The sequence below is a fragment of the Litoribrevibacter albus genome, assembly GCF_030159995.1.
GTDB lineage: Bacteria > Pseudomonadota > Gammaproteobacteria > Pseudomonadales > Litoribrevibacteraceae > Litoribrevibacter > Litoribrevibacter albus.
Map to the genome: position 1 here is coordinate 153127 of NZ_BSNM01000027.1, position 20419 is coordinate 173545.

The following is a 20419-nucleotide window of genomic DNA, read 5'->3' on the forward strand; positions in this document are numbered from 1 at the left end:
ATGGCTCAAGACGCGCACTTTTCATTCATCATTTCAGCAAATCAAGCCGATCAACCTCTACTTGAATGCCTGCTGCCATGCATCCCCTATTTGACAGCTGAACAATGGCAGAGACTTTTAGATCAGCAATTGATTACAGTGGATAACCAAGTCATTACCGAAAATGTTGTGGTTCATGAAGGTCAGCAAATTGCCTATACCGTCCCTGATTATCAAGAAGCCGAAGTGGATACGCGCTGGCAACTGCTGTGGCACAACAATGAAATTGCCGCCATTCATAAACCCGCCAACTTGCCAGTTAATCGCACCACCCGAAACGTCTACAACACCTTAATTCAGCTACTTCGTCGAGAAAGCCCCTGGCCTGATGCCCACTTACTTCATAGATTGGATTTGGAAACCTCCGGCGTGATTTTGATCGCCCAAAACAACGACATTGCCAAGCGTTATCAATCAAAGTTGGAATCATTGATCAAACGGAAAATCTACCGCGCCGTGGTTTACGGCACACCCCCGTGGAGCGAGCTGGAATTTGAATGCGACCTCAACACCATCGAAGACAGCCCAATTCGCAGCCAAATGCACGTAGTAGACACTGGGCAAGGCAAGCCCAGCAAAACCCGATTTACCTTGCTGAAATCACAGGGTGAGTTTTCCCTCATCCAATGCGAACTCTTTACCGGCCGGAAGCACCAAATCCGTGCTCAGCTGGCTCACCTAGGGCACCCAATTCTCGGTGACAAAATCTACAGCAATAACGGCGAGTTTTACCTCAAACGAATCGACAAAACTCTTACCGAATTCGACCATCAAAAGCTAGGCCCAAGTCATCACCTGCTTCATGCTTACGAGCTGCATTTGCATAATCTTTGGGAAGAAAACGGAAAGGATATTGTGATAAGAGATGAACTGTTTTCTGAGGAGTTTTTGTTCAGGTAAGAGCTTAACTAGTGATCAACGTATGTTCGTACTATATTGGTGAAACCACGAACAGCAAACCATTTAGAATGGAACAAGTTATTCAAAAGCCAAATCAGCTAATAGGAGACTAAATCATGGATGATATCAATGAAATACCGTTTAAGTCTGTTGCTAACACATTAGCAAAATCTTTTGCTTCTAATGTAATTGAAAGATGGACACATTACCGCGCTAAAAACTTTTTTCTCCAGTTTCAGCATAGATTACTAAAAGTGCGCCAAGATGGTGACTTTGAAGAGGACATATCAAAAAAGATAGAACAGATTTTATCAACAGAGATAGGAAGTGAAATTGTATTTGATGCTTATAGGAGGGTTAGCCTAGCCAAGTCCAAAGATATTGGCCCCCGCATTATTGGAATTTTAACTGCTGAACTATGTCTTGAAAATCGTACTGCCAACGAGATTGAGGAGCTAATATTTTCTGCTGCCGAATCTTTAAATGATTCTGAAATGATAGAATCCTTAAGCACAATTGAACAGTGGCTTAATCAGTCAACACGAAATAAGCGAAAAGGAAACTTAGCTGGATCAACATATATAGAAAATAACGAATTAATATACATTTTAGAACATAATGTAATCGAAGATATCTCATATGTTGGGAGTCAAAAAAATATCGACTTAAGCATAGATAGTTTATACGACGAATTTGGAAGCGGTATGCAAAAGTTAAAAGACTTGGGCATTCTAAAAACTAGACTTCAACAATCTACATTCAGCTATCACGAAGATAGTGAACGATATATCGACCAGGATGGCACAGCACAAATTACACTCAAACTAGTTGCTTTCCCACTAAGTTATAGACGACTTTTATCATTGATAGACCAAGCATCTTCTAATCTATAGTGTGTAATACAAAACTAGCCTTCAGTAGGCTCCCCAAGGAATGGACACATGCAAAACACCTACACCATCAAAACGATGAACCAACAAGAAGTAGCGCTTGCTGTGGAATGGGCAGCACAAGAAGGGTGGAATCCTGGCCTTCACGATGCCGAGTGTTATCACGCCGCAGACCCAAACGGGTTTCTTATTGGCTATCTGAACGATGAACCGATTGCGACTATTTCCGCAGTGAAATACAACGATGACTTCGGTTTTATTGGCTTCTACATTGTTAAGCCAGAGTATCGCGGGAAAGGCTACGGTATTCAGATTTGGAATGCAGCACTTGAGTATCTTAAAGGGGCAAACGTTGCTCTGGATGGTGTCGTCGCTCAGCAAGAGAATTACAAAAAGTCAGGTTTCAAACTCGCCTACAGTAACATTCGATACGAAGGCTTAGGTGGTGGGAATGCGCCTGAAGAGGCCAACATCGTGGAACTGGCTTCCCTCCCCTTCGATACCATCGAAACTTACGATCAGCCGTTTTTCCCAGCCAAACGATCTAACTTCTTAAAAGGTTGGATTAACCAACCAGACAGCCATGCTTTGGGTATCATGAATGATGGACAACTGGCGGGTTATGGTGTGATTCGTGAATGTCGCGAGGGCTATAAAATCGGGCCACTGTTGGCAGACAGTTCGGAACTGGCGGAGTCGCTTTTTCTTGCATTGAAATCAAAACTAAACACAACAGACACTGTCTATCTGGATACACCAGAGGTTAACCAAGCCGCCGTATCACTGGCAGAACGCCACGGCATGCAAGTGTCATTTGAGACGGCAAGAATGTATACGGGCGAAACTCCAAACATCCCACTGGATCGGTTGTTTGGTGTTACCTCATTTGAGATTGGGTAAGCCCTACCAACAAAACGATTTAACATTCAAGATGCTCTAAAAAAGGAATTCCATGAACATCCAAGCAGTAACCAAAGACAACTACCAAGAACTCATTGAGGTTTGGGAAGCCTCGGTCAGAGCGACACACGATTTCCTACCGGAAGACAACATTGCAGAACTCAAACCACTTATCCTCCAACACTACTTTGATGCAGTAGACTTGCGTTGCGTTAAAAACGGCGACGACAAAATTCTAGGCTTCATTGGCGTTAGTGATTCAAACATTGAAATGTTGTTCGTCGATCCGGCTCACATAGGCCAATCCATCGGGCGAAAGCTCACTGAGTTTGCCATTGAAAACCTGCACGCCACGAAGGTGGATGTGAACGAACAAAACCCAAAAGCCATCGGCTTTTACGAGCGTCTGGGCTTTACTCAAACCGGCCGTTCGGAATTGGACGGCCAAGGTAATCCATTCCCGTTAATACATATGACATTGAGAGAAGATTAATGTCTCAGACAAGTACGAGGTTGATTCCCTACAACCGCGTCAACAACAGCTGGATAAGTTGCACCTGATTTCGAACGCCCAATTTTGAAAAACAAGCAATCAACGTATTGCGTGTAGTGTTGAGTGCAACATTCATATCTTGAGAGATTTCTTCCAGCGTTTTGCCTTCCAGAATCAACAAACAAAGCTCTGCCTGTCGCTGGGAGAGCGAGAACTTTTCCATCACCATCTTACAGTGAGGGATGCGCCTGCGGGCAATAAGCAAAGCCATGCCGGTGGAATCGTAGCCCGACTGTTCGAAGTCGATCAAAGGTAAGGTCCACAGATTTTCGGATTGTTCTCCAGAATAAAGCTGAACAAACCCCAAGGTTGCAGAATTAGCCGTTTCAGGATGACTGGCCCAATCAATGCTTTTCTGAAGATGACTGTGCTGTCGGGAATCCGGGGCAAACAACTGCCCATGAGATACACCAAGCAAGGCTGTTTCCTTCATCCACTGTTCCGCCTCTCGATTCATCATGATGACTTTTAGTGATTTATCAACGACAAACACCGGGCGATCAAGCTGGTGAATAAAGAACTGCCAATGAAACTGATACCGGCTGGCAACTTCAAAAATAGGAGCCAAACGAATGTAGTGCCCGAAGTGGGGCCGAAGAAGATTCAAGGCGGCTTCGATCTCTTCGGAAAACGCCCCTTGCTCTCGGCCACGCTGGAAAGACACTTTGGCATGGTAGCCGTCACTTAGCAGGAAAGAGGTTCCAATGGCATGACAGACATCAAACGGCTTACCCCAGTCGATATAGAACTCCGAGTTTCTATAATCTTTATCCGACAAAATTCGTTGACCCGTGATGAATACACCATTGTCCAGATTTCGGGCATAGGCTGTTTTTGTCCAGGGATCACAGGTTACAAAGTAATCTTCATAGGTTTGCATTGACTGCTCGTTGTAACCAAGCATATGGAGTGTTTTTAAATCATGTGTTTCGAGGTTTTCGACTTGAAATGCCGCATGAGGCGAGTCTATCTGCTCCTGCAGATCACTAAGAATGTTTAACAGATCACCGGGCCGGGTCACTGCACTGTATAGCCGATTAATAAAGAGAGTGATCAGTTTGGGATCGGTAAACATCGACGCTAGGACCTATCAGAAAATATTAGGCCAGATCATCGCCGCCATTTGTGATTGGCTTTGAACACCGAGCTTCTTATAAATCGCTTTGAGGTAGGAATATACTGTACTGACGCTTAACCCTGTTAACGCCGATATTTCCTTGGCAGACTTACCGCAACACGCCCAACCTGCAACCGTTGCCTGAGAGTCGCTCAACCCAAAACCTTGAGTCAGCCACTTCGCGTTGGGCGAGTTATCCAATGGCTTTAACGTCAGATAATACACCCCTAGCTTCCTCGACCATGCAAACAACTCGTCCGTCGAATAAAGCAACATGCATTCGTAGAGGTTATCACCCGCTTGATAACGGAAACTGACTTTTTCATTGGGCAAAGGGTCGGAAAGGTAATCGGTGATTTTTGATGATCCTAATTTGGCGAGCTTCTGAGCATTGACCGAAATGGTTTTGTCATTAATCAGTTCTTTCGCCAAATAATTGGTGTGCAGAATACGGCTATTATGATCAACTTCCAGCATCGCCAGACGAACTGTATCCAACGCCAGATTAACCAACCGGCGTTGACCAATATATTGTGAGTGTTTGACTCCGATGGTTAAAGACGACAGCAAACAATCATCAAACTGACTCAACCACATTAATCGTTCAGCCATCACTGTGTTTTGATCAAAGCAAAGGGTGAGTTCAACCAGATGACCTTCCACCTGCCAGTTGCGGCTGTAATGGTTGCTGACGTGCTGTTTAATACTCTTATGTTCGGTTTTCACCGGCCTTGTGAGAGCAACGTTTAGTGAGGGTATGTTGAGTTGTCCCTCAAGGGCACCACTGTATTCGACTAAAACATCTATCCATCCTGACCAACAGACTGCACTATGAACATCAATGTTCATTGCATGAATCAAGTCCTCCATGGCCCGGCTTATAACATCAGCAGTAGCACTCACATGATGTCCTCAAGGAATGGTGTACTCAATAGTGGTGTCCTCAAAAGGAGGATGTTCTCAATAGACAGTATTCTCAACGCAAACTGTCACAGCGTAACTCGGTAGAAAAGAGCCAAAAGTCAGCCCATAAACAACCACCGTTTTGTGGGTTAACTATAGTAGTGATCGACCCTCCTGTCTCAATAGTGCAAATTAGGGTATTCCCCCAAACTTACCCCCTCATCTCCCCTAAATTGGCTCATACACGGCCTTCTGAGATCTCCCTATGATTGCCCGCCTAATTATATTTACATGCTTACATAGGGTTGGAACACATAATGAAAAAAACACTACTTGTCGGACTTACATCCGCAGTATTAACAGCGTGCGGTGGGGGCTCAGGATCAGGCTCTGATTCAGACGCAAATTCAGGAGCAAAAGTAGCAGCAGGCGAAGTTCAGATTGGGTATCTGGATACGGTTATAGGGCTTCCTTACCGCACAGAAACGCGCTCCGGAATCACCTCAGAACGAGGGGCATTTGAATATCGAGAAGGTGAGCAGGTTACCTTTACTCTGGGTAAAACCGAGTTGGCAACGATCACTCCACAAGCAAACTTGACGTTGTTCCAATTGATGGACAACACCTTCACGTTACCTCGTACCGCGAAAGACATACGCATTCAGCTGCGTTTGCATGAACAGTATGAAGTTCAAACGCAACTAGAAGCACTCAATCGTACCCCAAAATTGGCACAGATATCTGAGCTTCACCAGGCTTCCAACGTGATGCAACTCCTGCTGGCACTGGATAGTGACAAGGATGCAAGTAACGGTTTTGATCTGACCCAAACTCAATGGATAACCGCATTAGAAGGTCTTGACTATACCTTTGCGTTGCCACTCAAAGACTTCTTTAAGAGCGAAGCGATGATCTCCTTCCAGCAAGAGACCGGGATCTCTTTAGCCATGGATAAAGCGACTCCGCTGAAAGCCTTGTATGAACTTGGTGGCATTACTGTCAGCGCTAAAATCAGAGCACAAGAGCTGGACTTTACCCCCATGTTTGTTAGCAGTACCAACTATGTCCTAAATGAGTTTGGCCAGCCGACGGCTATGACCAAAGATGGCCGAGAACAAGAAGAAATATCAATCGAGTACGATGATAACGGTAACGTAACGAAAGAAACTCACCGTGTAGACGGGGACAAAAATGGCAGTTATGACAGAAGCTTCGTCTATGATCGTGCCTGGAATGATTTCAACATGCCAACCAGTTACGAATACACTTATTATTCTGACATCCTAACCACCGTTAGCAACACCAACTTTACCCAATACACCTATCAAGACAACCGTACTCGTCTGAGCGAACGAGGCTATGTTATCGACAATAATGGCGATGGGACATTTGATACATTGCAGAACACGCTATATCAATACGATGAAAATGGCCGAATCGTTAATAAAACGATAAACCAAGTGGATGCAGATGGGAACGTCATTAAACCGATCTCTATCGACACGCAATACTATGACAACGAAGGTCGCGTTGAACGATATATCTCCCGAGGCGGGTTTGATATAAACGGTGAGAATCCGACATCTAACTCGATCTATACCTTTACTTATGAAGGAAACACCGTCTCGCAGACGCTTGTTGAAGACGGTTTAACCTCCGTTTATATCGAAACCTACAACGAAGACGGTCTGTTAACCTTAAAAGAAGCCACTTTATTTGATGCAGATGAGCAGCTAATTTATCAATCATCCGCACCATTTACTTATGACGAGATGGGGCGCTTAACCCAATGTGAAGTGGGTTACCGTGAACAGGCAGGAGACCCAATCCAGCTGACTTACAGATTGCAGTATGCCTACGATGAAAATGGCTTATCAACACTGACTAACCAACGCATTTCGGGAGACCTCATTGCCAGAGAATCTACGCTATCCATCGAATATGGTGATGAAGGGCAACAACAAAAATTCACTCAAACAGCTGATTTCTACACAGATTACAACTACAGCAGAGCAACCCATGACGATGCACTTGGCCATCTGATTCACGAGAATTATTTGAATAATCGAAAGTCATTCTCCAGAAGCAGATATTGCTTTGCCGATGCAAGCGTTCATCGTTAAGCAATTAAATAAACGGATTGTTTAATGATTACTAAAACGAGCGGGTCAGAAATGGCCCGCTCGTTTTTTATGTCTTTCTCCCCCGATACCAAACCCAAAAATTTCTGAAAGTAGCCTTTCTCTATAACTTTGTCCTAGACTCATTTCCAGATAAAAATCAAAACACGATTATTTAGAGACCACTATGTTTATCGCAATGAACCGCTTCAAAATCAAACCAGGCTGTGAACAAGACTTTATCGAGATTTGGAAAGGCCGGGATTCTTACCTTGAAACAGTACCGGGCTTTAAGGAATTCCATCTACTGCAAGGCCAAAGCAATGAAGAATTCACCCTATTCTCTTCACATGCGGTATGGGAATCACGGGAAGCATTTGAGGCCTGGACAAAATCAGAAGCCTTTCGAAAAGCGCATGCTAACGCAGGCAGTCGCAAAGATATTTACATGGGTCCGCCACAGCTTGAGTGTTTTGAAAGTGTTCTGTAACCACACGATCGCCAAATTCAACTCCGTCTTTATAAAAATCAAAAACTACTGACAGCAGTTGTCAGTAGGGAGCTCTTATACTCTGGCCTCATCTAATAACAGGAGGCTTCAGTGATGATTCTAAAAGACAACATTGGCTCAATTGGCGGTATGGAATTCGCTGCCTTTAAACTCAAAGAAGGCGTATCGGAAGACATCTTGATTGAGTTATCCAAACAGGTGGAATCTCAGTTTCTTTCTCAGCAGGAAGAGCTGATCATGCATTTCTTGGTCCGTGGCAAAGATGGCCTCTACGCCGATGTTGCCATCGCCACAAGCCAACAGAAAGCGGAAGAATATTGTCAGCAGTGGCTGTCTAATCCAGTGGCATTACAGTATCTGGAGCTTATTGATGAAAGTACGGTTGATATGACCTTCTGGTCCCGAATTAATTAACCACTCAAGCGCCCTTCTCTTCAATAAACTCTCTGCTTGCTTTGATTCGTCATGGATGAAAATATAAGCAAGCGCTTCTCAAGGAAATACAGAGGCGGATTATTACTGCATTAGGGAAGAAAACGATGGAAAACAAATTCCGCTATAAAGCTTGGGCAAATCAGGAGTTACTGGAACTCGTCAAACAGATAAACAAAGACGAACAACCTGATCAATGGACCACCGCCATTCGCTTACTCAATCACACGCTGGTCGTAGATAAAATCTTCATTGCACACCTGCAAGGTGTCGCTCATTCCTTCTCCGCAACCAACACACCTGAAACACCAACGCTGGCTCAACTAAAACAACGCATCGAAGAAACCGATGCCTGGTTGATCAGTTATGTTCAAGAACTCAGCCCAACCTCGCTGAAGGAAGAAGTCGAGTTTACCTTCACCGATGGTGATTCAGGGCGTATGACACGAGAAGAGATTCTGGATCATTTAATCATCCACGGCGCTTATCATCGAGGCAATGTAGGGATGCTACTTACCGAATGCGGATTAAATCGCCCTGCCGATATTTTCACTCGGTTTTTGCATATGCCTGAACAGGTATAGAAACCACTATGCCATTTACGCCACTTCATATGGGGCCAGGAATCGCCATCAAAGCTCTACTCCAAGGCAGCTTCAGTTTGATGGTGTTCGGATGGACTCAGATCATCATGGACATCCAGCCTTTGATTGTACTGATCACAGGCGAAGGTCATCTTCACGGCTTCAGCCATACTTACGTGGGGGCCACACTACTGGCTTTGCTTGCAGCACTGACAGGTAAATATCTTTCAGAAATCGGACTATTCGTGCTCGGGCTTAATCAGGAATGGAAGGTAAAAATCGCATGGTGGGTAACCTTTTTATCCGCCTTTATTGGTGCCTACAGTCACGTACTGTTGGATAGCATCATGCACAGTGACCTTGAACCTTTTTATCCATTCGATCGCCACAACCCATTTTTAGGTTTTATATCGATAGAAGCCCTACACAAGCTTTGTTTATACAGTGGTGCCGTCGGTGGCGTACTCTATTTCACTGTTCTAGAAATACTCAAACATAAAAACAAACGCGCTCAGCGATAGAGGAATCACATGAAAACCATTGGCCTATTGGGCGGTATGAGTTGGGAAAGTACACAAGGCTATTATCGCGCCATCAATGAAGGCATCAGACATCAATTAGGCGGGTTACATTCTGCCAAAATCGCTATGTACAGCGTCGATTTTGATCCCATTGAAAAGCTTCAACACGCAGGCGACTGGCAAGGTACTGCAAAGATTTTATCGGAAGCCGCAAAACGTATTGAAGCAGCGGGAGCAGACGTCTTACTGATCTGCACGAACACCATGCACAAGGTTGCACCGGACATTGAACAAGCGATCCAGATTCCGTTACTCCACATTGCAGATGCTACCGCAGAGGTACTGGTGAAAGATGGAATCACGAAGGTAGGTTTATTAGGTACCGCCTTTACGATGGAGCAAGATTTCTACAAAGGCAGACTCACCAACAACTACGGGCTTGAGGTGTTAGTCCCCTCGCCACAAGACAGAACGATCATCCATCGCGTTATTTATGAAGAGCTCTGCTTAGGGGTTATCAAGCCTGACTCTAAAGCAGAGTATTTACGCATCATTAATGCACTTGCCGATCAAGGTGCGGAAGCCGTGATTCTTGGTTGTACGGAAATAGGTATGCTGGTTCAACAGTCGGATACCAACATTAAGTTATTGGACACCACAGCGATACACGCAGAAAAAGCTGTCGAATATGCCATATTTGATGAACGAATCTAATAGAAAACCCAGCAAGGAAAGGCAAATAATGAGTTCGGACATTCAAGCAATATTTGATCGTTATCCTGCACATGTCCGGCCGTGCCTTTTACGACTCAGATCCTTGATTCTCGATATTGCGGAAAGCGTAAATTTGGGCAAAGTTGAAGAAGCGTTAAAGTGGGGAGAACCCAGTTTCCAAGTCAAAAGCGGTAGCCCAATCAGAATGGACTGGAAAGAAAAAACACCGGATCAGTACTACCTGTTTTTTCACTGCCAAACCAAACTGGTCGATACCTTTCGCGAGCTGTATTCCAACTCACTACCCTTTGAAGGCAATCGCGCCATCGTACTTGATGTGAATAAGGATCTTCCTGAAGACATTATTCGACACTGCTTAACTCTGGCCATGCAATACAAACGGATTAAACACTTGCCATTGCTGGGCGCATAAAGATCGACATTCATACCCTCTAAACGATAAAAATATTAAGGACAATTATGAGCATTACCCGAATCAATGAATTCCAAGCCGCTGAAGGTAAAGCCACCGAATTATTCACCTTCCTGAAATCATTGAAAACTTACATTTCTTCCTCACCTGGGTGTGAGTCCTGCGAAGTACTGCAAAGTAACGATAACGACAGCCTGTTTGTAGTGATCGAAGTGTGGGATTCTGCTGACTCACATAAGACCTCTCTGGACAACTACCCTCAAGAAGACATGGCCGCCGCTATGCCCTTGATCGGCGCACCACCAAAAGGTGGTTTTTATCACTCATAGCTCCAACAATTACTTATGAATGATCAATCTTCAAGCCGAGCGCATGAGATACATTAGGGATAAAAAGTAATGATCATTGAAGCATATAAAGATGAACATCAAGACGGCATCATTCAACTGATTGTGGGTATTCAACGCTCTGAATTTGATTTAGACATCACCGCCGACGATCAACCCGATTTAATGAACATCCAAGATTTCTATATCACAGGAAAAGGCAATTTTTGGGTGGCCGTAGATAACGACCATGTCGTTGGCACCATCTCATTATTGGACATCGGGGACGATACAGTAGCCCTGCGGAAGATGTTTGTGGCCGAATCTCATCGGGGTAAAGAAAAAGGCGTTGCGAATCAATTACTCAACACCGCGTTTGACTGGGCAGAAGCAAACCAACTCAAAGCCATTTACTTAGGAACAACATCGAAGTTTCTGGCAGCACATCGTTTCTATGAAAAAAATGGCTTCTCGGAAATCCTGAAATCGGCACTTCCTGAGGCGTTTCCTATCATGACCGTGGATACCAAATTCTATAAGCGAGAGATCGGGTAGCAGGGATAAATTCATTCCCCAATTCACTCGGACTTTATCTCGAACTTCCATGAGTCGCTTTCTAAGCGTTCATTCGATGCCAGCCGTTTTGCTATCGCGGCATCAAAAGCGGTCATAATACGTTTGTTCTCAGCCCGCTTTGCCGACAGATTCAACAAATGATATTCATAGGCATGAAAAGTTGGGCTCTGCTCAAATGACGCCATTTGATTGGGATAAAATTGTTGCGCTTCGAATTGCACCACCAAACTGTCATTGAGGTAGGCATCGATTCTTTTCAGTAAGAGCATACCCAAACCCGACTTACCTTCTGGAATATCGTAGATGTTCAATTCATGCTTTCTCTGGTCATAAACAGGGCCAAACTCATACCCAATGTTTACCCCCAATTTATAGTTTTTAAGATCTTCAAATGTATTCCAGTGAAAATCAGATCCCTTCAGGTAATAAAATAGATTCTGCCCCACAATATAGTGCTGGCTAAACAGCACATTGGAAGTTAATGAATCACTGGGCTCCCAACTTACGGAACCATCCACTTTTCCCTCCAATAACATCTGTTTGACTCTTGCCCAAGGATAAAATTGAAAGCTGACCTCATAGCCCATGTCGTTCAGGGTTTTGGAAATCAGCTTAGGCATCAAGCCATAGCCCGTCATGGATTCGGAAATATAAGGAGGGAACTCACCAACCGCGAGTTTGAGCTGATGAGTTGTTGATGCATTTTCTTCCGCACCGCTAATACTGGCCCAAAAGAGCAAAACAAGCCCCTGTAAACCAGCTGCCATATCAAAAAGCGCCCAACGTTTCATACTGAAAGACCTACATCACGCATATCACAAAAGCATAGAAGCTGGTGTCCGTAATGCCAATAATCCTCGGCGTTCCAGACGCAGTACGAACCAACCCGGTTAGATCTGCTCTTTTAGCAAGGCAACAAAGTCTCTCGCTAAGGTATGGCAATCACCTGGCCAACGAGCAGACAAATAATTGCCATCCCTTACGATACACACCGGCCCGCCACCACCGGGCTTATCCCGAAACGGTAGGATCGGCCCTAACCTGTAGTTCCTGGTATGTTGAAGGCTGGCTTTAACTTCATCCTCAACCGACACAGGGTACGTTCGATAGTAGTCACCCAATTTGGGCTTGGTGGCATACCAGGCAAATAATTCCATCCACTTAGGCAATGCGGTGGTCTTTCGATTAAATAACACCGACTTCCCAGTTTCCGGATCAATCGAACGGGCAAGAAGCAACACGCCATGACAGACAGCCGCAACGGGAATATCCTTCTTAAAAGCATCAGTAATTAAAGTCTGAGCATGTGCCGATTCAAGTAAAGTCTTCATCCCTTGCGCGTGTCCGCCCGGGACAAGAATACCTTCGACGTTGAGATGCCCATCCAGCGTAAGATCACTGAGTTTAAGCGGCCTATTGAATGACTCACTTAATGCCATTTTCTGGTAGCTATCTATGTCTCTTTTTCGTGTCATAAAAAATGTCGATAACACACCGAAGCCTAATTCCGTCAGCCGTTTATCGGCATACGCGACCTTGCCAGACGGTGTGGCAAAACACACCTCAAAGCCGGCATTGATTAATGCCTGCCAAGGCACGGCCGATTCGGTTGGGTCATAATCTGAATCTGGTAGTAGTATTAAAATCATCCCGCTTTTTCTCTGAACCTATCCCATAGAAACATCAATATAAATGAGTTGTTTCATTCAGTATGTCACAGCACACGCAGCAGACTTTGCATTTGGCGCCAAACTTTCATACTCTGACATATCCCTTAAACATTGATGTTTTCATCATGGCAAAGCAGCAATCCGTCATCAAAAGTTATGTTCAGACCTTAATTGATACCACCATCAATGCTGGCGTGACATTATCGGACTTACTTGATGAGTTACCCCTATCAGAAGACGATCTAAAGCAACCCGAGTTTCGCCTAGATATGACGGTAATGACCCAACTCTGGTTGCGTGCGGTGGCACTAACCAAGGATCCATATCTCGGTTTACACGTGGGAGAGAACATGCAGCTGGGCTCTCTGCATGCCTTTGGGCCAATTGCGATGAACTGCCCAACCTTAGACACCGCAATTGATTACATGGTGAAGTATTCAAGCATTGTCAGTGAGGGAGGCGTCATCTCATACAAGCATCAGGGAGAGCTCTGCAACATCCTGTATACGCCAAACGAGAACCTGATCCCGGTTACGCACTACCAAATAGAAGGAGTGCTCTCAACGCTGATTAATATCGCTAGAATGATTTCAACAGAGTCACTGACTCCGACATCAGTTCATTTTGAACATGACGAACCAGACTCTCTCGATGTATATCATCGCATCTTCCGCTGTCCGATCTATTTCAACGCTACGGACAATAAGATAGTACTCACCCAGCAGGATGTAGCTTTACCTGTGAAGTTTGCGGACCCGTCATTATTGGCGTTTCATGAAATACTGGCCCAACAGATTCTGACTAAACTATCGAAAGAAGAAAAAACACGTCACCACGTTCAACACATTATTCATGAACTGGGTCCACGTGTCTGTTCACCGGAAAACGTCGCCCAACGTCTCAACCTGTCTTTGCGATCGCTGCAACGTAAACTGCAGGAAGAGCACAGCAGCTATCAAGATATTTTAGATACTTATCGAAAAGAACAATCCAAGCACTTACTCACCCACACCCAATGGTCCATCGCAACCATTGCGGAGCACCTCGGCTATCTCAACCTGAGCAGTTATCATCGAGCTTTTAGACGCTGGTATGGAATTACACCGGCGGGTTATAGGAAGGAAAAAATAGCATGATATTTTTAACGCCCCCTTAAGCCATAACGTTCACTAGAGCCAAGGGGGGGCGAGAGAAATATTAATGAACTCGAAAGAGCTCTATTTTTTTTAGATTTTTACAGTAAAGGCAAAGTAGATTTCTTAGGCTTAAAATCGGCTTCTTTCTCATTAGTTACACCCATAGATTTCAAACTAATAGAGTCCTTTTGAATCGTTGTTTCTGGTTTAATAGAAGGAACCAATACTTTCATTGCGCTACATTGCCAGTCTTTTCCACCTTCAGAATCATGAGCAACCTGCTCAAATAATTCATACTTTTCTTCTGGAACGGCATAAGTAATTGCATTCCAAGCAGCTTTTGCATCCCCATCCTCTAACGTATTCATTCTTTCCATTATGAAGATATTTTTATCATTAGCAGACATCCAATCAATCCCAGGACTCTGTGAAAGCTCCACAAAGAATTCACATGTTTTATCGAAATCACTAGAACAACCGGAGAGAAACACAATAAGGAAAGCCACCAATAGTTTAGTCATCACCATTACCTAACAATAAAAATAACAGTGAACAAATTTACCATTAAACGCTGTGTTAAATATGGAACTAAGGCACATAGGTCGATGTGTAGTGGTCAACTAATACCGGACAGTGAATTATCGTTAATTTCTCACTCTAAAAGCCAAGCGGATCACCCAATAAAATCCTTATTGGTGTCACACTTCTTCTGGATTTTTGACCTAAACTAACGGTGCTACGGATTTAAAACAGGGAGAACACATCATGCAGGGACAGGAACTTACTTGGATTCACTTTGTAGCAATCATAGGTGCAGTCATCGCCATGCTTATGGGCATAGCACTCACCTTCTACCGTCTTCATGTATTGGAACAAGACTTCGGATCAAACTCGATTAAGGCACTTGGCGTGCTGGTCTTTCTGCCTTGTTTGGTGATTTTTGCGGTGCTCACTAATTTTGGCAGTGAAACCTTAGCGGCTCTGCTTGGGACGGTTGCCGGCTACGTGCTATCAAATACCGAAAGCAATTTGACCAATAAAGACCGTGTCGGCTTACCTGACGAAGAAAACAATATCTATTAAATGCGTAAAAGCGACTTACTCTCTTCGAATAAGTCGCTTTTATATTTGAATCGAATCTTGAATTGGTGCTTAGAGAACGCCTGTATTCGTCCGCACTAGCCTTGTTTCAACGTGTCGATCATTGATTGCATCAAAGTACGGACCTTCTCAGACTCCTCAGCAATCAGCGCCTTACGCTGCTCTAGATCTTCCGGTAAATCCGCCAACGTAATCTCAGGCTGATACAGTTTGTACATCACCTTCAGTTCTTTTAAACGATGAGTAAGTTTCGGGATGTTTAACAGTCTCGTTTCTCGAATGCGGTCGTAGCTTTTCTTAGGTAGTTTTTTCAATAATGGATCAAGCTTTGAGGACACAGGTAGCGTCGTTCCCCATTGCTCTGAACCTTGATGTACCATCACCAAGACAGGCACGTTCAGGCGCAATGCGAATTCAATAAAGCGAGGGCTAAGGAAAGGTTCAATATCCAAGCCATTGCCGTAGTTACAGTTTTCTCCCTCCGGCTTAACCAGCAAATCAGTAAACCCACCGTTTTCCATCTTGTCGAGAAACTCATCGAAGTTCAGTCCTCTGTCCACCTGAGTAATGTACTGAATCGCATACTTATACAACGGAATCTGATAGAACAGGCGCCACATAATGGCAATTGGCTTACGATCCCCACCACCGTTTTCTGAATACAGCTTATTAAGCGCAATGGTTGTCGCCAAGGGCCCAAGCATTGGACCGTGGTTTAATGCCACAACCAATTGTGGATAGTCCGCCAGAATCTCTTGCATGTTATCTGATGCAGGATGAAAGGTAATTTTCTTTGCTAAAACCTTAGTCAGAGCTTTACCAACAAAAGAAAAGTCTTTGATGCGCTTCATACGAACTCACTTAATCGTTAAATCGAAGGACGGCCAGTCTGACCACGAAACTGAAATCAAAACGGCCAGCACTGTACTGGAATTCTCCAAGAATTTGAAGGTAATCCCACGACAGCTTGAATGGTTCTTATGAGAATTAAGGAGGCGTAAAAATTACGAGCAAGCCATAGCATGATGAATGAGACAGATCTAATCTTCTGATCCAAATCAATTACCCAAGCAAAACACTCAGGTATTATTTCTTCCGTCGTTAATCAACAGAGGAAAACACTATGGGTTGCTGCGGAAGCTGTGGTGGTGAAGAACAAAAGCCAGCACAAGATCAAACAGAAGATAAAGCCAAAGACGCAGAGAAAGCATCGAAGAGCTGATTCTGATATTGGTTTCTCTTAAAAGGTTTAGTTAGTGGTTTGAGCAGGGTGAGGGGTATCTCGTCCTGCTTTTTTGTATGCAATTTCTGCTCATATCCCCTCTATTGAAAACCATCATCCCACTGTATCAATATCGAAAACCTGTGTTTCTGATGAGGGCTAAAAGAACCTCATTACTCGGGCGAAAACCAGCTACGATCAATACATCAGATCTAACATAAGCAATAACAGACAGAGGACAAGACCATGAGCCTTTCTGACATCATTGCTAGCGGTTGGGATGCCGTAGGCCGAGGAGATTTTGATACTTTAATTGAAGACTATGTGGATGACATGGCTTTTATCATGCCGGGACAAACCAACGTAGTCCAAGGGAAAGCCACCTTTCGCAATGTACTGAATGGCATTGGAGAGGCACTTCCACCGGGGTTTGAAATCACAGGGCTTCGACAAATTGAGGGCGGAAATGAAGTGGTTTCTATTGTCGAATGGAAATCCGAAAAAGTACCCGCATCCCAGTTAGCAGTGCTCTTCAAATTTACAGGCGACAAAATCCATGAAGAACGCTGGTTTGTAGATACGGAGCAATGGAAAGGCGCGTTTTAACGCGCTCCTTTTTCTCCAATCCACCCTTGATCATCCATGATGCAATACAAGCAAGGGATGACAAACAGCACCAACAAGGTGGTCGCAAAGACACCACCTACAATAGAAAGAACCAACGGAATCAAGATCTGCGCTTGTAAACTGGTTTCAAACATCAGCGGCAATAAGCCCGCCATAGTCGTTATTGAGGTCAGGAAAACCGCACGGAAACGCTCTTTACTGGCCATCACCGCAGCCTGATGAACACCGTATCCTTCTTCCACATGCCATTTCACGTACTGCACCAATAATATGGAGTCGTTGACCACGATCCCTGCTAAGGAAATAAAGCCCACCATACTCGGCATGGTCAGTTCATAGCCCATCAGCAAGTGGCTCCAAAACACCCCAATCAAGGCCAATGGAATTGCCAGCATCACCATTACGGGCTCGATGTAACTTTTAAACTGGAAGCTGAGAATGATGTACACAGCGAATAGACCAACGATGAATGCTCTCACCATAGATTTGGCCGTTTCAGCACTGTTAGCAGATTGCCCCTCCAGTGCCACAGTCAAACCAGGGAAATCGGCTTCTAGCTTGTCAAAATACTCTGACTGAGCTTCCGCCAAAATTGCAGCCGCGTTGGTAATATGGGTATCCACATCGCCAAACACAGTAATGGTTCTTAACCCTTCATAACGATTCACTCGGGCATAATTTCGCTCGTAAGTAATCTCGGCCACGGTGGCTAACGGAATCTGGCTACCATCCGCTAACACGATGGGGAAGTTATCGAAGCGAGTTAACAAGCTGCGATCAATTTTGGAAAGACGTACATCCACTTCGAGCGTTTCATAACCCACCTGCACTTCATCAGCGGTTGATCCTTGGAACGCAGAGCGAAGCTGGGAAGCAATGGTGAAGCTGTCAACACCATAACTGTTTGCTCCCGGTCGAATTCGGACATTGATTTCTTCTTTCCCTGGACGAAGATCATCCATCAAATCATTGACCCCATCGAAATGGCTGAGGTAGTTCTGAAGCTGCCAGGACGCCTTGGACAGCACATCCAAATCTTCATGTTTCAATCGCACTTCAATGGCACGCCCGGCCGGACCAATGGTAGGCTGTTTGAACTGCAATGCAATCACACCAGGCACTTCACCAACGCCCTCACGCCATAGCGAGGTAAATTCGTTCACATTGGAGGTTCTCTCTTCCGCCGATAACAGATCCAGCTTAACAGTGGCAATGTGAGAACCTTGCTCAAAGGCATCAGGGTTGTAGTTATATTGAACGGTTATGTGCTCAACCAACGGTTGCTGATCAGGCTGTTCGGGGGTCAATTCCCGATTCATTTTTTCTGCCTGATTTACAATTCGGGCAACCACCGCTTCCGTCTCTTTTAGCGGCGTCCCTTGTGGCAATAACACGCGCGCTTCGACCAAATCCCCATCCAAGTCCGGGAAGGGAGAAAAACGCAGCAGGCCGCCGGCCGGTAAAGCAAAAGTGATGAATAGCAACGCAATCACACCACCCACAAAGGCATAACGCCATGTCACCAGAAATTCTACAGAGTTCACCAAGGTGGTTGTTCGGAATTGCTCAAAACGATCATTGAACTTATCTTTGAAGGCAGATAGCCCTTTCAGGCTGCCCTTGTCATCTTCATCCGGGTGTTCTTTCAGGGAATGCAATAAGTGACCTGGCAGCACGAAGAATGCTTCAATCAAGCTCACCGCCAACGTCACCAACAACACAATGGGAATAAACTTTAACACCTTACCGATTTCACCTTCGATAAAGGCCAATCCGATAAAGACACTCACCGTAGTCAAGAACGAGGAGACAACACCCACAGCCACTTTATTTAAGCCTTCCATCGTGCCATCAATGACGGACTTATCCAGACCGTCTTCGTACTCTATGTCAGTATCATCCGGCGCACTTCGACGTCGATGTACATAGGCCGCAATACTTTCGGCAATCACAATGGCATCGTCCATCAAGATACCAATGGCCATTAACAACGCGACCATGGTGATCATGTTGATGCTGATGCCGAACAAAGACATCACATACAGGGTGCCAAGGAAGGACACCGGCAGCCCCATCGCCACCCAAAAGGCAAAACGAACACGGAAAAACAACGCCAACGTGATCGCAACGAGAATGAACCCCTGCCAACCGTTTTCCACCAGCATGTTTAAACGATCCGTCACAATCGAGGTGCGATCCTGAGTTAAGGTCAAACTCACGCCGGCAGGCTTATGCTCTTCCTCCGCTGCCAAAAAGGCTTTGATTTCATCCAGCACCACCAGGGCATCGTCGGCCTTTGATTTACTGATCTGGAGAATGGTCGCCGGTTTACCATCAAAGTAGATCTTTTCTTCATCCAACTCGAATTGATCTTTAACGGTCGCGATATCACCGAGACGAATTTCAGCCCCTTGTTGATTCGATGCCACCACCAACAGCATCAACTCTTGAGCCGTAGTGCGCTGTTCGTCATAACGCAACAGCAAGGTCTTATCGGTGGTTTCTAACTGCCCTAGTGGCATCTTGATGTTCTGACGTTCAATCTTTGCCGCGATGTCCGCCAGACTCAGGTTGTACTGGCGCATCAAGGGAACGGACAACTCCACACGCAACTGACGCTCAGAGAAACCCTGCATCTTGACCTGAGCCACACCATCCAAGCGCTGAATCCGACGCTTTAAGTTTTCGGCATAGCTCTTCAAATGTGTTTGGAAGGTATCCGCCGTAACCGCGATACTCACAACCTGATCAAAACGATTCTGCTGACTGACCACTGGGCGTTCAGTTTCATCAGGAAAGTCATCAATGGCATCCACTTCGGTTTTGATGTCATTAATGAAACGGTTTTCATCGCCTTTGTCGTCCATCTCGACGATCAGACGACCATACCCTTCCAAGGCTTCACACTGCTTTTCTTTTAGGAAGGCAATACCTTCCACCGCATCCTCAAGGCGTTGGCATATGGACTCTTCCACATCCACGGGTGACGCCCCCGGCCAAATCACTTTGGTTTCCACCTTTACAGGGCGACTATCAGGAAAGGTCTCACGTTTAATGTTCGGCGCGGCCATTAAGCCCAAAGCCATCAACATCAGCATGATCAAATTGGCCGCCGTTGGGTGGGCCGCTAAATATCGCAACATG

At 45.0% G+C, this 20419-nt stretch carries 23 protein-coding genes; 16 read left to right on the top strand and 7 right to left on the bottom strand.

Annotated elements, in window-relative coordinates; genetic code table 11:
- The 4 genes from QQL66_RS20440 to QQL66_RS20455 all read left to right on the top strand — a co-directional run bounded on the left by QQL66_RS20440 (position 1) and on the right by QQL66_RS20455 (position 3222).
- Entirely contained in the window at positions 1 to 939 is a 939-nt protein-coding gene (locus tag QQL66_RS20440) for an RluA family pseudouridine synthase (RefSeq protein WP_284384046.1), read from the top strand.
- 116 nt (positions 940 to 1055) lie between these two features.
- The gene (locus tag QQL66_RS20445; protein ID WP_284384047.1) at positions 1056 to 1832 is read left to right on the top strand and encodes a hypothetical protein; all 777 of its coding nucleotides are present in this window, start codon (positions 1056 to 1058) and stop codon (positions 1830 to 1832) included.
- Between the two features lie 48 nt (positions 1833 to 1880).
- Positions 1881 to 2729 carry a GNAT family N-acetyltransferase gene (locus QQL66_RS20450; RefSeq protein ID WP_284384048.1) on the top strand — a complete coding sequence of 283 codons (849 nt, stop codon included), beginning with the start codon at positions 1881 to 1883 and terminating at the stop codon, positions 2727 to 2729.
- Between the two features lie 52 nt (positions 2730 to 2781).
- Positions 2782 to 3222, top strand: coding sequence for an acetyltransferase (locus QQL66_RS20455; protein WP_284384049.1), 441 nt, complete (start codon positions 2782 to 2784; stop codon positions 3220 to 3222).
- 28 nt (positions 3223 to 3250) lie between these two features.
- Here the strand turns inward: QQL66_RS20455 and QQL66_RS20460 are convergent, their stop codons facing one another.
- Complete coding sequence (locus QQL66_RS20460) at positions 3251 to 4357, bottom strand: helix-turn-helix transcriptional regulator (RefSeq protein ID WP_284384052.1); 1107 nt, start codon at positions 4355 to 4357, stop codon at positions 3251 to 3253.
- Positions 4358 to 4372: 15 nt separating this feature from the next.
- Positions 4373 to 5302 carry a helix-turn-helix transcriptional regulator gene (locus tag QQL66_RS20465; RefSeq protein ID WP_284384054.1) on the bottom strand — a complete coding sequence of 310 codons (930 nt, stop codon included), beginning with the start codon at positions 5300 to 5302 and terminating at the stop codon, positions 4373 to 4375.
- A gap of 317 nt (positions 5303 to 5619) precedes the next feature.
- Between QQL66_RS20465 and QQL66_RS20470 the strand changes: the two genes are divergently transcribed.
- From QQL66_RS20470 to QQL66_RS20510, 9 genes are all read left to right on the top strand, one after another.
- Positions 5620 to 7425 carry an RHS repeat domain-containing protein gene (locus tag QQL66_RS20470; protein WP_284384055.1) on the top strand — a complete coding sequence of 602 codons (1806 nt, stop codon included), beginning with the start codon at positions 5620 to 5622 and terminating at the stop codon, positions 7423 to 7425.
- 184 nt (positions 7426 to 7609) lie between these two features.
- Positions 7610 to 7912: a heme-degrading protein HmuQ gene (gene hmuQ, locus QQL66_RS20475; RefSeq protein WP_284384056.1), complete on the top strand. Its 303-nt coding sequence runs from the start codon at positions 7610 to 7612 to the stop codon at positions 7910 to 7912.
- A gap of 114 nt (positions 7913 to 8026) precedes the next feature.
- Positions 8027 to 8347, top strand: a complete 321-nt coding sequence (locus tag QQL66_RS20480; RefSeq protein ID WP_284384279.1) for a hypothetical protein — start codon at positions 8027 to 8029, stop codon at positions 8345 to 8347.
- A gap of 125 nt (positions 8348 to 8472) precedes the next feature.
- Positions 8473 to 8949 (top strand): DinB family protein, encoded by a 477-nt coding sequence (locus tag QQL66_RS20485; protein ID WP_284384057.1) that lies wholly within the window; start codon positions 8473 to 8475, stop codon positions 8947 to 8949.
- 8 nt (positions 8950 to 8957) lie between these two features.
- Entirely contained in the window at positions 8958 to 9470 is a 513-nt protein-coding gene (locus QQL66_RS20490; protein ID WP_284384058.1) for a metal-dependent hydrolase, read from the top strand.
- 9 nt (positions 9471 to 9479) lie between these two features.
- Positions 9480 to 10184 (top strand): aspartate/glutamate racemase family protein, encoded by a 705-nt coding sequence (locus tag QQL66_RS20495; protein ID WP_284384059.1) that lies wholly within the window; start codon positions 9480 to 9482, stop codon positions 10182 to 10184.
- Between the two features lie 28 nt (positions 10185 to 10212).
- Positions 10213 to 10617 carry a DUF1801 domain-containing protein gene (locus QQL66_RS20500; protein WP_284384060.1) on the top strand — a complete coding sequence of 135 codons (405 nt, stop codon included), beginning with the start codon at positions 10213 to 10215 and terminating at the stop codon, positions 10615 to 10617.
- A gap of 47 nt (positions 10618 to 10664) precedes the next feature.
- On the top strand, positions 10665 to 10946 hold the full coding sequence (locus tag QQL66_RS20505; RefSeq protein WP_284384061.1) for a putative quinol monooxygenase: 282 nt from the start codon (positions 10665 to 10667) through the stop codon (positions 10944 to 10946).
- A gap of 69 nt (positions 10947 to 11015) precedes the next feature.
- Positions 11016 to 11498 (top strand): GNAT family N-acetyltransferase, encoded by a 483-nt coding sequence (locus QQL66_RS20510; protein ID WP_284384062.1) that lies wholly within the window; start codon positions 11016 to 11018, stop codon positions 11496 to 11498.
- 23 nt (positions 11499 to 11521) lie between these two features.
- Here the strand turns inward: QQL66_RS20510 and QQL66_RS20515 are convergent, their stop codons facing one another.
- Positions 11522 to 12310, bottom strand: coding sequence for a substrate-binding periplasmic protein (locus tag QQL66_RS20515; protein WP_284384063.1), 789 nt, complete (start codon positions 12308 to 12310; stop codon positions 11522 to 11524).
- A 99-nt stretch (positions 12311 to 12409) separates the two neighbouring features.
- Positions 12410 to 13168, bottom strand: a complete 759-nt coding sequence (locus QQL66_RS20520; RefSeq protein ID WP_284384064.1) for a type 1 glutamine amidotransferase domain-containing protein — start codon at positions 13166 to 13168, stop codon at positions 12410 to 12412.
- Positions 13169 to 13314: 146 nt separating this feature from the next.
- Between QQL66_RS20520 and QQL66_RS20525 the strand changes: the two genes are divergently transcribed.
- Positions 13315 to 14325, top strand: coding sequence for an AraC family transcriptional regulator (locus tag QQL66_RS20525; protein WP_284384065.1), 1011 nt, complete (start codon positions 13315 to 13317; stop codon positions 14323 to 14325).
- 98 nt (positions 14326 to 14423) lie between these two features.
- On the opposite strand, the gene QQL66_RS20530 is transcribed toward QQL66_RS20525, so the two are convergent.
- Positions 14424 to 14846, bottom strand: coding sequence for a hypothetical protein (locus tag QQL66_RS20530; RefSeq protein ID WP_284384067.1), 423 nt, complete (start codon positions 14844 to 14846; stop codon positions 14424 to 14426).
- Between the two features lie 244 nt (positions 14847 to 15090).
- On the opposite strand from QQL66_RS20530, the gene QQL66_RS20535 reads away from it, so the two are divergent.
- The gene (locus tag QQL66_RS20535) at positions 15091 to 15408 is read left to right on the top strand and encodes a hypothetical protein (RefSeq protein ID WP_284384068.1); all 318 of its coding nucleotides are present in this window, start codon (positions 15091 to 15093) and stop codon (positions 15406 to 15408) included.
- A 95-nt stretch (positions 15409 to 15503) separates the two neighbouring features.
- Here the strand turns inward: QQL66_RS20535 and QQL66_RS20540 are convergent, their stop codons facing one another.
- Positions 15504 to 16277 carry a hypothetical protein gene (locus tag QQL66_RS20540; RefSeq protein ID WP_284384070.1) on the bottom strand — a complete coding sequence of 258 codons (774 nt, stop codon included), beginning with the start codon at positions 16275 to 16277 and terminating at the stop codon, positions 15504 to 15506.
- 617 nt (positions 16278 to 16894) lie between these two features.
- Between QQL66_RS20540 and QQL66_RS20545 the strand changes: the two genes are divergently transcribed.
- Complete coding sequence (locus QQL66_RS20545; RefSeq protein WP_284384072.1) at positions 16895 to 17254, top strand: nuclear transport factor 2 family protein; 360 nt, start codon at positions 16895 to 16897, stop codon at positions 17252 to 17254.
- On the opposite strand, the gene QQL66_RS20550 is transcribed toward QQL66_RS20545, so the two are convergent.
- On the bottom strand, positions 17251 to 20418 hold the full coding sequence (locus QQL66_RS20550) for an efflux RND transporter permease subunit (RefSeq protein WP_284384074.1): 3168 nt from the start codon (positions 20416 to 20418) through the stop codon (positions 17251 to 17253). The genes QQL66_RS20545 and QQL66_RS20550 overlap by 4 nt on opposite strands.
- Position 20419 lies beyond the last annotated feature (1 nt).

What these genes read in the sequence shown, in the direction of transcription:
- hmuQ (WP_284384056.1), top strand. Translation starts at nt 7,610, where the DNA reads ATGTTTATCGCAATGAACCGCTTCAAAATCAAACCAGGCTGTGAACAA.
- QQL66_RS20460 (WP_284384052.1), bottom strand. Translation starts at nt 4,357, where the DNA reads ATGTTTACCGATCCCAAACTGATCACTCTCTTTATTAATCGGCTATAC.
- QQL66_RS20520 (WP_284384064.1), bottom strand. Translation starts at nt 13,168, where the DNA reads ATGATTTTAATACTACTACCAGATTCAGATTATGACCCAACCGAATCG.
- QQL66_RS20525 (WP_284384065.1), top strand. Translation starts at nt 13,315, where the DNA reads ATGGCAAAGCAGCAATCCGTCATCAAAAGTTATGTTCAGACCTTAATT.
- QQL66_RS20450 (WP_284384048.1), top strand. Translation starts at nt 1,881, where the DNA reads ATGCAAAACACCTACACCATCAAAACGATGAACCAACAAGAAGTAGCG.
- QQL66_RS20540 (WP_284384070.1), bottom strand. Translation starts at nt 16,277, where the DNA reads ATGAAGCGCATCAAAGACTTTTCTTTTGTTGGTAAAGCTCTGACTAAG.
- QQL66_RS20535 (WP_284384068.1), top strand. Translation starts at nt 15,091, where the DNA reads ATGCAGGGACAGGAACTTACTTGGATTCACTTTGTAGCAATCATAGGT.
- QQL66_RS20480 (WP_284384279.1), top strand. Translation starts at nt 8,027, where the DNA reads ATGATTCTAAAAGACAACATTGGCTCAATTGGCGGTATGGAATTCGCT.
- QQL66_RS20505 (WP_284384061.1), top strand. Translation starts at nt 10,665, where the DNA reads ATGAGCATTACCCGAATCAATGAATTCCAAGCCGCTGAAGGTAAAGCC.
- QQL66_RS20550 (WP_284384074.1), bottom strand. Translation starts at nt 20,418, where the DNA reads ATGTTGCGATATTTAGCGGCCCACCCAACGGCGGCCAATTTGATCATG.
- QQL66_RS20515 (WP_284384063.1), bottom strand. Translation starts at nt 12,310, where the DNA reads ATGAAACGTTGGGCGCTTTTTGATATGGCAGCTGGTTTACAGGGGCTT.
- QQL66_RS20470 (WP_284384055.1), top strand. Translation starts at nt 5,620, where the DNA reads ATGAAAAAAACACTACTTGTCGGACTTACATCCGCAGTATTAACAGCG.
- QQL66_RS20490 (WP_284384058.1), top strand. Translation starts at nt 8,958, where the DNA reads ATGCCATTTACGCCACTTCATATGGGGCCAGGAATCGCCATCAAAGCT.
- QQL66_RS20510 (WP_284384062.1), top strand. Translation starts at nt 11,016, where the DNA reads ATGATCATTGAAGCATATAAAGATGAACATCAAGACGGCATCATTCAA.
- QQL66_RS20485 (WP_284384057.1), top strand. Translation starts at nt 8,473, where the DNA reads ATGGAAAACAAATTCCGCTATAAAGCTTGGGCAAATCAGGAGTTACTG.
- QQL66_RS20440 (WP_284384046.1), top strand. Translation starts at nt 1, where the DNA reads ATGGCTCAAGACGCGCACTTTTCATTCATCATTTCAGCAAATCAAGCC.
- QQL66_RS20500 (WP_284384060.1), top strand. Translation starts at nt 10,213, where the DNA reads ATGAGTTCGGACATTCAAGCAATATTTGATCGTTATCCTGCACATGTC.
- QQL66_RS20545 (WP_284384072.1), top strand. Translation starts at nt 16,895, where the DNA reads ATGAGCCTTTCTGACATCATTGCTAGCGGTTGGGATGCCGTAGGCCGA.
- QQL66_RS20445 (WP_284384047.1), top strand. Translation starts at nt 1,056, where the DNA reads ATGGATGATATCAATGAAATACCGTTTAAGTCTGTTGCTAACACATTA.
- QQL66_RS20455 (WP_284384049.1), top strand. Translation starts at nt 2,782, where the DNA reads ATGAACATCCAAGCAGTAACCAAAGACAACTACCAAGAACTCATTGAG.
- QQL66_RS20495 (WP_284384059.1), top strand. Translation starts at nt 9,480, where the DNA reads ATGAAAACCATTGGCCTATTGGGCGGTATGAGTTGGGAAAGTACACAA.
- QQL66_RS20530 (WP_284384067.1), bottom strand. Translation starts at nt 14,846, where the DNA reads ATGACTAAACTATTGGTGGCTTTCCTTATTGTGTTTCTCTCCGGTTGT.